The sequence below is a fragment of the Acinetobacter sp. Res13-Abat-PEC15-P4-01 genome (assembly GCF_015676285.1).
Classification (GTDB): Bacteria; Pseudomonadota; Gammaproteobacteria; order Pseudomonadales; family Moraxellaceae; genus Acinetobacter; species Acinetobacter nematophilus.
Window position 1 is genome coordinate 150,791 of record NZ_JADAIN010000037.1, and the last position, 15,070, is coordinate 165,860.

Below are 15,070 nucleotides of genomic sequence, written 5' to 3' on the forward strand. Positions count from 1 at the left end.
ACCCATTTCCTATTGCAAAAACATTAGAGGGTGCTTTTTAAGCACTCCCATGATTGATAATGCCAAATCGGTAAATTGACATTCACCCATCAGGTACTAATGACCATGGGGCGTTATAAACATTAGCTTATTACTAATGCATACAATGAATCATAACGCCCTCATTGGCATCATCACTCACTTATATACTCAACCGAGGCTGAGCAATTTTTTGCAAATCGACTTAGAAAAAACAAAAGGCTTTTTGCTTTTTCTAAAGCGGTTCTAAACGGCATCTATCTAAAAGATTTATAAACCGTTCTGAGTCACACTTATGTTGAAAAAATGTACCCAAAACAAAGTCACTTTTTTACATATAGTGGTTTGTTAAATCGTAACATGATCTGCCACTTCAATTGATTTTTTTGACACATACCATCTATAAATTAGCGAAATACATACAAGAAATAATCAATTATTATCCCTCCATTTATATCGGGTCAATTCTGCTTTTTTCAACGCTCTCAACCAAGTTCTCCACAATAAAAAACAACACTCCCTCACCTTGAGGAATGTGCATAAAAAAAAGAGCGCACACCAAAGATGTACGCTCTTTATTGACGTCGTATTAACCTGCTTGGTCAAGCAACATGCTACGGATATGACCGATTGCTTTTGTTGGATTTAAACCTTTAGGGCATACAGATACGCAGTTCATGATCCCTTTGCAACGGAACAATGAGAACGGGTCATCAAGACGTGATAAACGATCTTGAGTTGCTGTATCACGAGAGTCGATAATAAAACGATATGCATTCAGCAATGCCGAAGGACCCAAGAATTTATCAGGGTTCCACCAGAATGATGGACATGAAGTTGAACAACATGCACACAGAATACATTCATACAAACCATTTAAGTGTTCACGCTCTTCTGGAGACTGTAAACGCTCTTTAGGTGGTGCAGGTTGATTATTGATCAGGAACGGCTGAATTTTGTCATACTGATCGTAGAACTGATTCATATCCACAACTAAATCTTTAACCACTGGCAAACCAGGCAATGGACGAATGACGATTTTTTCAGGTAAATCGTTCAGGTTCCACAAGCAAGCAAGACCATTTTTACCATTGATATTCACACCGTCAGAACCGCAAATACCTTCACGGCAAGAACGACGGAATGTTAATGATTCGTCCTGTACTTTCAATGCCAGAAGTGCGTCAAGCAACATACGGTGCTTATCTGTCAGTTCCAGTTTAAAAGTTTGCATATACGGCGCTTTATCCTTATCAGGATCATAGCGGTAGATTTCGAACGTACGAGTACCTCTACTCATCTTATCTCTCCCGATTAGAATGTACGTGGTTTAGGTTCAATTGGGTCTACAGACAATGGACTGTAACGTACAGGTTTGTATTCAAGATGATTATCCGCTGAATACCATAATGTATGTTTCATCCACTCATCATCACGACGACCGTATGAATAGTGCGCATCATCAGCTGGTAATTCATAATCAACGACCGTATGTGCACCACGACATTCTTTACGCGCAGCAGCAGAAATCAAGGTTGCTTTTGCGACTTCATATAAGTTTTCAACTTCTAAGGCTTCGATACGTGCAGTATTAAATACTTTAGATTTGTCTTTCAAATGGATGTTACGAACACGCGGTTCAATCGCAAGGATCTGCTTCACGCCCTCATCAAGCAAGGCTTGAGTACGGAATACACCGGCATGGTCCTGAACAATGTCACGAATCGCATCGGCAACTTCTTGAGCATTTTCACCAGAAGTCGAATCATCTAAATGACGAATACGTTTCAAAGTGTTTTCAAGCACATCATTTGGAAGTGGTTGATAATCATCACCATGGTGTTTTGTCACATAGTCAATGATGTGCTCACCCGCAGCTTTACCAAATACAACCAAATCAAGAAGTGAATTGGTACCCAGACGGTTTGCACCATGTACAGATACACATGAGCATTCACCAATTGCATAGAACCCTTTTACAGGTACTGTGTAATTCATTGTGCCATTGGTTGTATATTCATTGGCTGCTTTATCAAATCCAGCATAGAAGCCTGGTTCATTTTTAGCTGCTTCAGGAATCACCACTTGACCATGAATATTGGTTGGAATACCACCCATTTGATAATGGATTGTTGGTACTACTGGAATTGGCTCTTTGGTAATATCAACGTTGGCAAATTTCTTACCAATTTCAAACACTGAAGGTAAACGCTTCATGATTGTATCCGCACCCAAGTGCGTCATATCAAGAAGAATATAATCACCTTTAGGACCACAACCACGACCTTCTTTGATTTCTTGGTCCATGGAACGTGATACGAAGTCACGTGGTGCCAAATCTTTCAAGGTTGGCGCATAGCGTTCCATGAACGGTTCGCCGTCTTTGTTACGAAGGATTGCACCTTCACCACGGCAACCTTCAGTCAACAATACACCCGCACCGGCAACACCCGTTGGGTGGAATTGCCAAAACTCCATATCTTGCAATGGAATACCCGCACGTGCAGCCATACCAAGACCATCACCCGTATTGATATAGGCATTGGTAGATGCACGGTAAACACGACCCGCACCACCTGTAGCGAACAACGTTGCTTTGGCTTGGAATACTGCAATTTTGCCTGTTTCTTGGTCGATTGCAGTTACACCGAGTACATCACCTGCTTCGTTACGGATTAAATCCAATGCAATCCATTCAACGAAGAATTGAGTACCCATTTTCACATTGCTTTGATAAAGCGTATGAAGTAGTGCATGACCTGTACGGTCAGCAGCAGCACAGGCACGAGGTACCGGTTTTTCACCGTAGTTCGCAGAGTGACCACCAAACGGACGTTGGTAAATTGTACCATCTGCGTTACGGTCAAATGGCATACCCAAGTGTTCAAGCTCGTAAACAACTTTAGGTGCCTCACGACACATGAACTCGATTGCATCTTGGTCACCTAACCAGTCAGAACCTTTTACCGTGTCATAAAAGTGATAATGCCAGTTATCATCTTGCATATTACCAAGTGATGCACCGATACCACCTTGTGCCGCAACAGTATGAGAACGTGTTGGGAATACTTTAGTTAGCACTGCAACCTTCAAACCTGCTTGAGCAAGTTGATATGAAGCACGCATACCTGAACCACCACCGCCAACGATGACTGCATCGAAGAACTGGCTTGGAATATTTGAATAATCTTCTTTAGGGGTTAAAGCGCCCATGACATCTTCCTATCAATTCGCCCAAAAAATCTGGATTGCCCAGATCGCATATGCAATTACAGCAATAATTACTGCTGAAGTTAACACGATGCGTAAACCTGAAGCTGAAGGCCCCATTTGACGAGTAGTCACATAGTCAGTGAATACTTGCCACATGCCAATCCAAGCATGCGCAACAAGAGATAAGACTGCCAACAAAGATAAAATCTTCATCGGAAGTGTCATCATAAAGCCGAACCATTGCTCATAGTTAAATCCGCCATTGCACAGAATCCAACCTAATACCACAACAGTATAAACAGCTAGAACAACAGCACTTACGCGTTGGATATACCAATCACGAGAACCTGACCCCGTTAAACCTGTAGCACTTTTCATTAGAGAACAATCCATACGAATGATGCGATAATTGCTATCACAGCCAAGATTAATGCAATAGTTGCTGCTACGCGACCACTTTGCAACTCTTCAGCAAAACCTAGGTCAGCAAGTAGATGCTTAATACCCATAATGAAATGGAATAATAAACCAGCGACAAATACCCATACGACAAAGCGTACAACGAAGCCACCAAAGATTGCCTGAACTTGAGCAAAACCTTCAGGCGAAGACAGAGACTTGTCTAAAAGCCACAAAAGTACCGGTACGAGTAAAAATACGATGACACCTGAAAGACGGTGTAGAATTGATGCAATAGCCACAGGGGATTTTAAGTTTACATCTAAAACTTGACCCATGGACAAATTGACAGGTCTGTTGCTTTTCACAGCGGGCATCCTGTAAGTAAAAACTCCATCCGGAGTTTGTTGGAATTAATTCGAAGGAAAGCTAGCATTGTCAAACAAATAAAATTGCCTGAACTTTAAACGACACTGAATTATAAAACGTGAACTGTCAAATTACAAACCGTGGAAAATAGCTTTTTCTTTAAAAAACACTCAAATAAGAATCATTTACATCCATTTGTATCACAAAGATCATGATTTTATTGATGCATTTTTCGCTATCTCTTTATTTTTTATCATTTTTAAACAATATACTTCTAGAGATAATCACGACTTATATTATTTTGATAATTTTAGACTAAAGCACAACAATACGGACAAAAGCGTCCTCTCCTTTTCTCCCCCCAACATCGTAACCTCGAATCATCTATTTATAGTGATTTAGATACCTATTATGTCGATTCTAAATATGGCTCTATTTTGATTTTTGATGTAGATCATTTTATTCTGTGATTTGACCTGAAGCTTTACAATAAGAAAGAACGACTTAGTTTGTGAATAATCCAATTTTGATTGATCAATATGCTGCATATTTGCTTGTTTTAACAGCAGACAAAACTTGATTTAACAGTTGTTTTGGATGTTTTTTATACCCAAAATAAGATTGTAAAAACTATTTTTTAATCAATTAAGCACTAAAATGAAAATAAATATTTCATCAATTTATTTGGATGTTTTTCATACTGCCATTACATTAAAAGCTATGTAAGTCATGAAATTTAGATGTTTTTAAAACATGAAATCTGAGGAATTCAACTTACAAAAGCATCAAAATATTGGTCAAAAATGCCATTTCCTGTCTAGCAATCCTAATTATTTTTCTGCACCTGACTCTGAATTTACCTTATTATACTGACCGACTCTGAAATTTGATGTTGAATCCGACTGGTTGAAGTTGGACTAACTGTAGATGAAAACATGACTTTTTCATCCATAAGTATAATTGACAAAATTTCAGTACTCACTAAGCTAAATAGCAATTTTTGATCCGTCTGACTTGTGCATTACAAGATGACTAAGCAAGTTAGATAAAATATCCACCAGGACAGGAGATCTATTGAATGTCTGCAGCAACTGGCAAGAAAGCCGTTCTAGAGCTTGATGGCAAAAAAATTGAATTACCAATTTACAGCGGCACATTGGGCCCAGATGTAATCGACGTTAAGGATGTGTTGGCTTCAGGTCACTTTACTTTTGATCCTGGTTTTATGGCGACAGCTTCTTGCGAGTCTAAAATCACTTTCATTGATGGTGATAAAGGCGTTCTTTTACACCGTGGCTATCCTATTGCTCAACTTGCGACTCAAGCTTCTTACTTAGAAACTTGCTATTTATTGTTAAGCGGTGAACTTCCAACTGCTGAACAAAAATCAGACTTCGAAAACAAAGTCCGCAACCACACTATGGTTCATGATCAAGTAAGCCGTTTCTTCAATGGTTTCCGTCGTGATGCTCATCCAATGGCTGTGATGTGTGGTGTAGTGGGTGCGTTATCTGCGTTCTATCACAATGGTTTTGACGTTGAAAACGTAGATCACCGTGAAATCACTGCAGTTCGTTTAGTTGCTAAAATTCCTACTTTAGCTGCTTGGACGTACAAATATACAATCGGTCAACCGTTCGTATATCCACGTAACGATTTAAGCTATGCTGAAAACTTCTTGTACATGATGTTTGCTACTCCAGCAGATCGTGACTATAAAGTTAACCCTATTCTTGCGAAAGCAATGGACCGTATCTTTACGCTTCATGCTGACCATGAACAAAATGCGTCTACGTCTACAGTACGTTTAGCCGGTTCTACTGGTGCAAACCCATACGCTTGTATTGCTGCAGGTATTGCTGCTCTTTGGGGACCTGCTCACGGTGGTGCGAACGAAGCTGTTCTTAAGATGCTTGATGAAATCGGCACTGTAGAAAATGTTGCGCCGTTCATGGAAAAAGTTAAAACCAAAGAAGTTAAACTTATGGGCTTCGGTCACCGAGTTTATAAAAACTTCGATCCACGTGCGAAAGTGATGAAAGAGACTTGTGACGAAGTGTTAAGTGCACTTGGTATCAATGATCCACAACTTGCGCTTGCAATGGAACTTGAACGTATTGCGCTCAGCGACCCGTACTTCATCGAACGTAAACTTTATCCGAACGTAGACTTCTACTCAGGTATCATCCTTAAAGCGATTGGTATCCCAACAGAAATGTTTACTGTGATCTTTGCGCTTGCACGTACTGTTGGTTGGATCAGCCACTGGTTAGAAATGCACAGCGGTCCGTACAAGATCGGTCGTCCTCGTCAGCTTTATACTGGCGAAACTCAACGCGATATCAAACGTTAATTCGTTACGCGTTCAGATCGAACAAGAGACCACCCTTTGGGGTGGTTTTTTATTGGCTATTCATATCAATCGGTATAGGATCTATTTATTTAAAAATTCATTTAGAATCAGGTCATAACAATATCAATAATGAGCCTAGAGAACTTAGGCTTATGGTTTTCCCATAAACTTACAAATCACTACTTTATAAAATTCCAAAAAGATAACTTTATTTTATATATTGTTTAAAAAATTTTTATCATACATTTTCAAAGGAATTGAAGATGTCCCAACATTTATCCAAACAAGTAAACGACCAAGATCAAGCATTTTTTGGTCACCCCAAACCCTTAAAAGGTTTATTTTTTACCGAGCTTTGGGAACGTTTTTCCTATTATGGGATTCGCCCTTTACTAATCCTCTATATGGCGGCTTTAGTAGCTGATGGCGGACTCGGCTTAGATCGCCCAACAGCATCAGCAATTGTGGGCTTATTTGCAGGCAGTATGTATTTGATGACCGTATTGGGTGGATGGGTTGCTGATAATTATCTCGGTCAGGAGCGCGCAGTGTGGTACGGTTCACTGATCATCGCACTCGGACATTTATCCATTGCATTGGCAGCCTTATTTGGACATTTCTTTTTTTATTTTGGTTTAGTGTTGATTGTGATCGGTTCTGGTCTATTTAAAACCTGTATTTCCGTCATTGTTGGCACATTATATCAGGCTCAAGATTCACGGCGTGATGCAGGATTTTCCATTTTTTATATGGGAATTAATCTAGGTTCATTGATTGCCCCACTCTTGACGGGTTTATTGGTGAAAGAACATGGTTGGCACTGGGGATTTGGAATCGGTGGCGTCGGAATGTTAATCGCCTTGCTGATTTTTAAGTTAATCACTGTGCCTCAGTTAAAACAATTTAATCATGGGCAATGCAGTGAAAATAACTGGGCTCGTCCTGTTCATTACCATCCTAAAGCCCCCCAAATAATCATAGGTTTTATTGCAGTTGTTGGGTTGATTATCAGTCTAGTTTCTCTTGGTATAATTAACATTGATCCAATTCAGATCGCCACATATATCACGATTTGTATTTGTATAGCCTTATATTTCAGCTATCTATTGCTCTTTGCCGGTTTGAATAGTACTGAGAAAAAACAAATGATCATCTGTTTTATTTTACTGATCACCGCTGCACTTTTCTGGTCTGCATTTGAACAAAAACCAACATCTTTCAATCTTTTCGCCCAAGACTTTACAAACCGCCAATTCTTTGGCTTTGAAATACCCGCCGTTTGGTTTCAGTCGATTAATCCGCTATTCATTATCATTTTTGCACCATTTCTCGCATGGCTTTGGGTTAAATTGGGCAAACAAAATCGTGATCCTAACTATATCACCAAATTGATTATTGCCTTACTTCTCGCTGCGGGTGGTTTCCTCGTGATGAGCATTGCCAGTTACTTGATCACCCAAAATGGCGGAACTGTTTCTGCATTGTGGATTACATCCAGTCTGCTGCTTTTAACACTCGGTGAATTATGCTTAAGCCCTGTTGGGCTTTCAACGATGACTAAGCTTGCTCCAACCATCATTCGCGGACAAGTAATGGGGCTTTGGTTTACAGCTTCTGCTTTAGGAAACCTGATGGCAGGTTTAATCGGTGGTCATGTTTCTATCCATGAAGTTGACCAATTACCCCTCCTGTTTATGCGATGTGTCATCGCTTTACTTCTTGGTGCACTCGTTCTATGGTTAATGAAGAAACCAATTCGTAAATTACTCAATCAAACGCCCTCCTCTCAAAAATCTATTGATATGCAATTGGAAAAAGTATGAACGCTTCGTCACCTGCCAACAAACTAGAAAACCTTCGTACAATCATGAAGAAATATCAGCAGGACGCTTTTATCGCCATGAGTGCTGATCCACATATGTCAGAGTATCTACCTGATTACTGGAAAATACGTGAATGGCTGACAGGCTTTACAGGTTCAGTCGGCACAATTGTAGTCACTCAAAACTTTGCAGGTTTATGGGTAGATGGTCGATATTGGGTACAAGCGGAACAGCAACTGGAAAATACAGGTTACGTTTTACAAAAGCAGACACCCGATCCGGCTTCAACACATCTGTCTTGGCTTTCACAACATTTACCCAAAGATGCAAAAATTTCAGTCAATGGAAATACCATTTCCACTCAGCAATACAGCGCTTTATCAGAACTTGCAATAAAACACAGTTTCTTCATTCAAACAGACTTGGATTTAATTGATGAAATTTGGACTGAACGCCCAGCACTGCCCCTACAACCCATTTGGCAAATGGCAGATGATTTAAATGCGCAAACACGCTTAGAAAAAATAGCTGCGATCCGTCACAAACTGATTCAGAAAAAAGCAACGGGGCATTTTATTTCTGCACTCGATGATATTGCTTGGATATTAAATTGCAGAGGCAGTGATGTGGAATATAATCCAGTATTTTTAGCACATTTATATATCAGTGCTGAGCGTACCACTATTTTTGTGGATGCTCACAAACTCTCGGATGAGCTTAAAAACCAGTTAAAAAGTGAACAAATTGAACTCTTGCCCTATGCCCAAACAATTGAGTATTTAAGCAATCTGCAACAGCAAATAATCCTCATTGATTCAAATAAAGTCTCTATTTCCCATGCACAGGCGATCGAGCAGCATAATCAACTCATTCAAGATATCAATCCCAGCACTTTATTTAAATCCCAAAAACACCCCTCGGAAATTCAGCATATACGTCACGCCATGATCAAAGATGGGGTTGCGTTGTGCCATTTTTTTCATTGGCTCGATACAGCCGCAACAAATGGCGAATCCATCAATGAGTTGACGATCGACACAATGATCACTGGATTCCGTGCACAGCAACAAGGCTTTCTAGGACTAAGTTTTTCCACGATTGCAGGTTTTAATGCCAATGGTGCGCTACCCCATTATCGAGCAACAGAAGAAAGTTTTAGTGATATTGCAGGTAATGGTTTATTGCTCATCGACTCAGGTGCGCAATACGCAGATGGTACGACAGATATCACCCGAGTTGTTCCTATCGGCAACACAAGTATTGAACAAAAGCGCGATTATACCCTTGTATTAAAATGTCATATTGCACTTGCTCAAACTGTTTTCCCAGAAGGCATCGCATCACCCCTTCTAGATTCGATCACACGTCAAACCCTGTGGAAATATGGTTTGGATTATCGTCATGGTACAGGTCACGGTGTAGGCTATGCATTGAATGTACATGAGGGACCTCAAGTCATCTCTTATTATGCGCCAGCGACATCTTTTACCAAGATGCATGAAGGTATGATTAGCTCTAATGAACCAGGCTTATACCATCAAGGAAAGTATGGCATCCGAATTGAAAATCTTGTCGTCAATAAAATTAAGCATTTTGAAGATACGACTTATGGTCAGTTTCTGGAATTCGAAACACTGACACTGTGCCCGATTAACCTGAGCTGTATTATTGTAGAGCTGTTAAATGATGATGAAAAAGCATGGCTCAATCAATACCATCAAACTGTTCGAGAGCGATTAGCCCCTCACTTACAAGGTGATGTTTTAAACTGGTTGAATGAGCATACCCAAGCAATTTAACATTTTATATCAAACAAAGCGCTCAAAATCTTTGATTTTAAGCGCTTTGAAAAAAACAGGAATCTTTTTCCCATTTTGGCTTTTTAAAAGTGGTATATCATTGATTAAAAATAATTAATACAAGAAAGTATACTTTTTGACATAAGCTTTATTTGCAATAAATGGCTCATAACACGATTTTAATTTTTTCCGTTTTGGTTGTAACTTTTGCATTTTTACACGCATTCGATGATTGAATGGTTTTAATAATTTCATTGCTCGCAGATAAAATCTTTAAACTCGAGACAATTTCTTGACCTGTTTTACAATCTTCCTCACCTAGCTGCTCACTAAATCGTCCAGGATCACTAGAGGATTCAACAGTTGCAATAATTTTCGCTTTCCACCCGTCAAAATAGACCAAATCGGTCGTTTGGGAAACCTCCCCCTGCCCCGAACCTGCGGATTCTATTTTAACCAAATCGATTGGTTTTGCCCGATACTGCACAGTATGTACCGTGAAATCATTGGCTTGACCACCGAACTCAAGTATTCGTGATTGTTTCAGCTTCGGGCGAGTCAATATGTAGCCGCCCCAAAAATTTCGCCCGGCATTTTCAAATGTTACACCAGACAGATAAGCCAGCTCTCCCGACAACAAATGAATCTCTTTCATCTGATCAATCATTATCGCTTTGGCTGGTGTCGCTTGTGAATCGTTCAAATTCGTAATACTGTTGATCACTGCTTGATCTGTAGGTGCTGCTGCAAAACTCATGGCAGATGAACATAGAACAAAAACCGCACTACTCCATCGAACTGAAGAAAAATGATGCATAAGATAAATTCTCAGATTTTATGGTCCATTGGGTGCTTAACGCCCCCATTCCATTTTAGCCATGTAGGGACGTATTTTTTTAATGCGTTGGATATTGGTTTTTTCTATCTGAGTCAACTGGTTTTCTACATTGGTGCTACATGGCATATACCAGTTTTGATCGGCAAATTGATTGGCAATTTCTCGATTAGCAAATGAATAGCCATGTCGTGCATAAATTTCATTACGCATCCAATCCAACTCTTCAGCAGGAATTTGTATATCTTGATCTTTCAATAAACGCTGAGAAGCAACAGGATAATCGCCCACATCTTTTTGATAGCGACATTGCTGTGGTTTCAAATCAAAATATTTGGGCTTAACTTTTGCCGTTGAAGATTCCCAACTCGACTCCAGTACATTGGGTTGATTATGGTTTACAACAAAATTAAATACACCACTGCTTGATGGCGGACCACTTTCTGTTGCAGTAATTTTATAGCCTTGCGCTGTGGTCTGCACCTTACCGGAGAAGCTTTGTTTATTTTTACCCAGAACACTATATCCTTTGACCTGATTACGATCTATGGATTGGATAAATACACCAATTTTTTGCTCATCGTATTTTCCTGACCAAGATTTTGGTAATTGTTGGATATCCAGCGCATAGCTACTTTGAGTGAAAATTGCAGCTAACCCTATGCATGTTATTAATCGCTTATTCATTGTTATTCCTATTGTTATGACAGTATTTGATTCATTTTCATGGTAATTTTAAATCAAATTATACGCTTTGTGGTGGACTACCATGTAAAAATAATCAAATTCTCTCCAAATATAATCACTGTGCTTGAATCAATCTTTGATTATAATTTCTCAATCCCATTGTATTACAAGAAATAATGACCAAAGCAAAAAAAAGCTTTATCTATATGAGTCTAGCTGCAATTTCACTGCTGATTTATGCCTATTTATGCTACCTCATGGTGGCAATATGTATACAGTATTTTCCATGGCGCACAGACCAGCATTTTTTGTTGCTTAAGCAGGATGTCGTTAATACTCAACCTTGGCAATCGGCTTTTAAAATCCATGTGGTCAGTAGCAGCTTGGTACTGATTGCTGGATTTACACAGTTCTTTCGCATTTTTCGCACACGTTATCCTAAAATTCATCGGGTTAGCGGTTGGCTCTATTTGATTACCATTTTAGGGTTCTCCTTACCGAGTGGCTTGATTTTGGCTTTTTCAGCAGCCGGAGGTCTTTCTACACAAATCAGCTTTGTTTTATTAAGCTTACTGTGGGCAATCACCACATTATCGGCTTTATATTTTTTATTAAAAAAACGCTGGATGCTACATCGTGACTGGATGATTCGCAGCTTCGCACTCAGCCTTTCTGCACTGAGTTTAAGAACATGGAAAATGGGGCTGTACACCTTACAGCCCTATTTTGATTGGCTGACACCTATACATATCTATCAACTAGAATCTTGGTTAGCTTGGGTAATCAACTTAATTATTGCAGAAATCATAGTCATTTGGTTGCATGTAAAATCTACACGCCAACAAAAAAAGCCCTAAATAAATTTAGGGCTTTCGCATAACCATACACAGTTTAACAAATATTTTATTCTTTTCGAGTCACCGTGTAATGATTTAAGTCAAGTTGCTTTAACTGATTACGAAGCTCTTGCAATGACCAAGGCCATGCCGCAAAGTTTCGTCCATTTTCATCCAAATAATAGGACTTACAGCCGCCAGCATTAAATACCGTTGTTTTTAAATGCTTTTGTAAACGTCTATTATGTTGTGTGATTACATCACCTTTAATTTCAAAACGGGTGAACTTCTGATCACGCATTTTGAGTAAACCATCGACAATATAGCCGACTTGCGCTTCTGCAATTCCAATAAATGAATCATAGACCAGAATATTGGGTCCCAAGACCAAGAATGCATTTGGAACATGTTCTATGCTTGCTCCCAAATACGCTTCTGGAGAACTGTTTTTCCATCGTTCTGCAAGAACCTGACCATTAGCATCATAAACACGCTTACCAATCGGTGGATGAGAAACTTCAAAACCTGTTCCCCAAATGATCACATCAACTTCATGACGCTCACCATTGGCTGCGATCACCGTATTGCCGTCTATTTCCACCAAACCATGAGGAATAAGCGTCACATTGTCTTGCTGCAAAGCAGGATAATAATTGTTCGCAAACAATAAACGCTTACAGCCAATGGTAAAATTAGGAGTGACGTCTTTACGCAGTTTTTCATCTTTAATCTGTAATCTAAGTAATTGTTTACTTAAAAAATTCACAGGTTTCAGTACTTTCGGATTGCGTAAACCAAAGTTAATCCCGTTTAAAATCTGCGCAATACTATTACGCCAGGTCTGTTGAATGACCGGAAACCTAGAAATAATTCCTTTCGCCGTTTCATTTAACTCCATATCAGCCTTAGGAAGCACCCATGGTGCTGTGCGCTGAAACACAATCAATTGTTTTGCTAGAGGTTGAACTTGTGGAATAAATTGAATCGCTGAAGCGCCCGTACCGATGACAGCCACACGCTTACCCGTTAAGTCGCACTCATGGTTCCAACGTGCAGAGTGAAACATTTCGCCCTTGAATGTTTCAATACCTTTTAATTTAGGCATTGAAGGTTCAGTAATTGGACCTGTAGTAAAAATCACCGTCTTGGCTTGGTATTGAGCTTTAGATGTTTCTAAATGCCAAATATGTTGTACTTCATCCCATTTAGCACTGATCAATTCATTATTAAATTCAATTTTCTCACCAAGGTCGTATTTTTCCACTACCTCTTCTAGATAGCTTAATATTTCTGGCTGTTTGGCAAACAGATGGCTCCATTTATGGCTAGGAGAAAATGAAAAAGAATAAAGTGCAGAGGGCACATCACAACCGCAACCTGGATAATTGTTATCACGCCAAGTCCCGCCCACACGGCTGGCTTTTTCCAGTACAACGTAGTCATGATAGCCCACTTGATTCATTTGATAAGCCGCAGCAATCCCAGAAATACCTGCCCCGACAACAATAGTATCGTAGATATGTACGGGCTGTTTTTTCTGGGCACCGGTTACTTTTTTCTCATCAGTCTGCTCAGACTTTGCTGATTTTACGCTTGTTTGAGTTGCAACTTTTTGTTGAGCAGACTTAATCGCAACTTTAGCTGGTGTTTGAATCTCGTTTTTATTAACTGTAGAGGAGCGTTGAGCAGGCTTCGCCGCAGGTTTTAATTCATCCTGTTTATCTTGTGAGCTTTGTGATTGTGCCTTAGTCGGTTGAGTCACATGTTTCATCTCTTCAAGCGTTGTTTGCGTTGTGGTCTTTTTAACGCTTTTATCTTCTGGAAGCGTATCTAGAGTCGTTTCTGTTGTCATATTCGTCTACTCAAATCTTATTTTACATATTTATTAAATAGTGGATAACCAATGCCCAATACCTTGGCATACAATGCTGGTGAAGCACGTTTCATGATCCAGAACAGCTTTGCATCAGGTTGAGGAATGGTATACAGCTTATTTGCATCCAAATTATTTAAGGTCTTGATGGCAACTTGATCACTGGTGGTAAATGCATGATTCATTAGCAGATCATCTGCAAGCCCTGCATAATGCCCCGGTAAACGACCATTTTTCATGATATTGGTCGGGACCAGTGTTGGGCATAACACATTGACACGTATGTTGTCTTTGCGGAGTTCTGCGGATAAAGTTTCCGACAAAGCCAACACGCTGGATTTGGTCACGTTATAAGCCGTCATTTCCGGTGCTGCGGTATAACCAGCAGCTGAAGCCACATTAATAATTGCGCCTCGACCCTGTTGTTTAAACTTGGGAACAAAGTAATGACAGCCGTGAATTACCCCCCAAAGATTGACATGCATACACCATTGCCAATCCTCTAAAGAAACCTCATCAAACTTACCGCCTAAACCCACACCCGCATTATTAATGACCAGACTCACAGGATGATTCATTAATTGTTCAGCATGTTCAGCAAGCGCTTTGACTTGCTCTTTCAATCCGACATCACATTGCACAGCAAAAGCTTTTCCTGTGGTTTGCGATTCGATCAAATTTACCGTTTCTTGAGCAGCATCTAAATTAATATCGGCACAAACAATCGTTCCACCACGCTTGGCAAGTTCCATGGCAAAACTACGTCCGATTCCACTACCTGCACCAGTCACCACTGCGTAAGCGTTTTGACTAGGTTTTACTTTTTTAGAAAAAAATCCCATATCTCTTCAATCCATATGTTTTT

The 15,070-nt window shown here is 39.8% G+C and carries 12 protein-coding genes; 4 read left to right on the plus strand and 8 right to left on the minus strand.

Translation table 11 applies throughout. The annotated features are described in order from the left end of the window. Positions 1-607: 607 nt before the first annotated feature. From IMO47_RS13500 to sdhC, 4 genes are read right to left on the minus strand one after another with little or no spacing between them, the layout of a single operon-like run. A complete protein-coding gene (locus IMO47_RS13500; protein WP_004829428.1) occupies positions 608-1,318 on the minus strand; it encodes a succinate dehydrogenase iron-sulfur subunit in 711 nt (236 codons plus the stop codon). Between the two features lie 14 nt (positions 1,319-1,332). Further along, the gene (locus IMO47_RS13505) at positions 1,333-3,231 is read right to left on the minus strand and encodes an FAD-dependent oxidoreductase (RefSeq protein WP_196075662.1); all 1,899 of its coding nucleotides are present in this window, start codon (positions 3,229-3,231) and stop codon (positions 1,333-1,335) included. A 12-nt stretch (positions 3,232-3,243) separates the two neighbouring features. Further along, positions 3,244-3,609, minus strand: coding sequence for a succinate dehydrogenase, hydrophobic membrane anchor protein (gene sdhD, locus IMO47_RS13510; protein WP_004717289.1), 366 nt, complete (start codon positions 3,607-3,609; stop codon positions 3,244-3,246). Next, positions 3,609-3,998: a succinate dehydrogenase, cytochrome b556 subunit gene (sdhC, locus tag IMO47_RS13515; protein WP_198426924.1), complete on the minus strand. Its 390-nt coding sequence runs from the start codon at positions 3,996-3,998 to the stop codon at positions 3,609-3,611. Before sdhC ends, sdhD begins: the two co-directional genes overlap by 1 nt. Positions 3,999-5,077: 1,079 nt before the next feature. Here sdhC and gltA point away from each other — a divergent pair. The 3 genes from gltA to IMO47_RS13530 all read left to right on the plus strand — a co-directional run bounded on the left by gltA (position 5,078) and on the right by IMO47_RS13530 (position 9,974). Further along, positions 5,078-6,352, plus strand: a complete 1,275-nt coding sequence (gltA, locus tag IMO47_RS13520; protein ID WP_004829431.1) for a citrate synthase — start codon at positions 5,078-5,080, stop codon at positions 6,350-6,352. Positions 6,353-6,615: 263 nt separating this feature from the next. After that, on the plus strand, positions 6,616-8,175 hold the full coding sequence (locus tag IMO47_RS13525) for a peptide MFS transporter (protein ID WP_196075660.1): 1,560 nt from the start codon (positions 6,616-6,618) through the stop codon (positions 8,173-8,175). Next, positions 8,172-9,974, plus strand: a complete 1,803-nt coding sequence (locus IMO47_RS13530) for an aminopeptidase P family protein (protein WP_196075659.1) — start codon at positions 8,172-8,174, stop codon at positions 9,972-9,974. The genes IMO47_RS13525 and IMO47_RS13530 overlap by 4 nt, the downstream gene beginning before the upstream one ends. A gap of 166 nt (positions 9,975-10,140) precedes the next feature. Here IMO47_RS13530 and IMO47_RS13535 read toward each other — a convergent pair whose 3' ends face one another. Next, a complete protein-coding gene (locus IMO47_RS13535; protein WP_196075658.1) occupies positions 10,141-10,791 on the minus strand; it encodes a hypothetical protein in 651 nt (216 codons plus the stop codon). Between the two features lie 36 nt (positions 10,792-10,827). After that, positions 10,828-11,496, minus strand: a complete 669-nt coding sequence (locus tag IMO47_RS13540) for a YARHG domain-containing protein (RefSeq protein WP_196075657.1) — start codon at positions 11,494-11,496, stop codon at positions 10,828-10,830. A gap of 257 nt (positions 11,497-11,753) precedes the next feature. On the opposite strand from IMO47_RS13540, the gene IMO47_RS13545 reads away from it, so the two are divergent. Further along, entirely contained in the window at positions 11,754-12,353 is a 600-nt protein-coding gene (locus IMO47_RS13545; RefSeq protein ID WP_196075684.1) for a DUF2306 domain-containing protein, read from the plus strand. 46 nt (positions 12,354-12,399) lie between these two features. Here the strand turns inward: IMO47_RS13545 and IMO47_RS13550 are convergent, their stop codons facing one another. Further along, positions 12,400-14,184, minus strand: a complete 1,785-nt coding sequence (locus IMO47_RS13550; RefSeq protein ID WP_196075656.1) for an NAD(P)/FAD-dependent oxidoreductase — start codon at positions 14,182-14,184, stop codon at positions 12,400-12,402. Positions 14,185-14,201: 17 nt separating this feature from the next. After that, the gene (locus IMO47_RS13555; protein ID WP_196075655.1) at positions 14,202-15,047 is read right to left on the minus strand and encodes an SDR family NAD(P)-dependent oxidoreductase; all 846 of its coding nucleotides are present in this window, start codon (positions 15,045-15,047) and stop codon (positions 14,202-14,204) included. Positions 15,048-15,070 lie beyond the last annotated feature (23 nt).

Excerpts from the sequence above, each read along its gene's own strand:
- IMO47_RS13505 (WP_196075662.1), bottom strand. The coding sequence starts at position 3,231 with ATGGGCGCTTTAACCCCTAAAGAAGATTATTCAAATATTCCAAGCCAG.
- IMO47_RS13500 (WP_004829428.1), bottom strand. The coding sequence starts at position 1,318 with ATGAGTAGAGGTACTCGTACGTTCGAAATCTACCGCTATGATCCTGAT.
- IMO47_RS13535 (WP_196075658.1), bottom strand. The coding sequence starts at position 10,791 with ATGCATCATTTTTCTTCAGTTCGATGGAGTAGTGCGGTTTTTGTTCTA.
- IMO47_RS13525 (WP_196075660.1), top strand. The coding sequence starts at position 6,616 with ATGTCCCAACATTTATCCAAACAAGTAAACGACCAAGATCAAGCATTT.
- sdhD (WP_004717289.1), bottom strand. The coding sequence starts at position 3,609 with ATGAAAAGTGCTACAGGTTTAACGGGGTCAGGTTCTCGTGATTGGTAT.
- IMO47_RS13540 (WP_196075657.1), bottom strand. The coding sequence starts at position 11,496 with ATGAATAAGCGATTAATAACATGCATAGGGTTAGCTGCAATTTTCACT.
- IMO47_RS13530 (WP_196075659.1), top strand. The coding sequence starts at position 8,172 with ATGAACGCTTCGTCACCTGCCAACAAACTAGAAAACCTTCGTACAATC.
- gltA (WP_004829431.1), top strand. The coding sequence starts at position 5,078 with ATGTCTGCAGCAACTGGCAAGAAAGCCGTTCTAGAGCTTGATGGCAAA.
- IMO47_RS13550 (WP_196075656.1), bottom strand. The coding sequence starts at position 14,184 with ATGACAACAGAAACGACTCTAGATACGCTTCCAGAAGATAAAAGCGTT.
- IMO47_RS13545 (WP_196075684.1), top strand. The coding sequence starts at position 11,754 with ATGGTGGCAATATGTATACAGTATTTTCCATGGCGCACAGACCAGCAT.
- IMO47_RS13555 (WP_196075655.1), bottom strand. The coding sequence starts at position 15,047 with ATGGGATTTTTTTCTAAAAAAGTAAAACCTAGTCAAAACGCTTACGCA.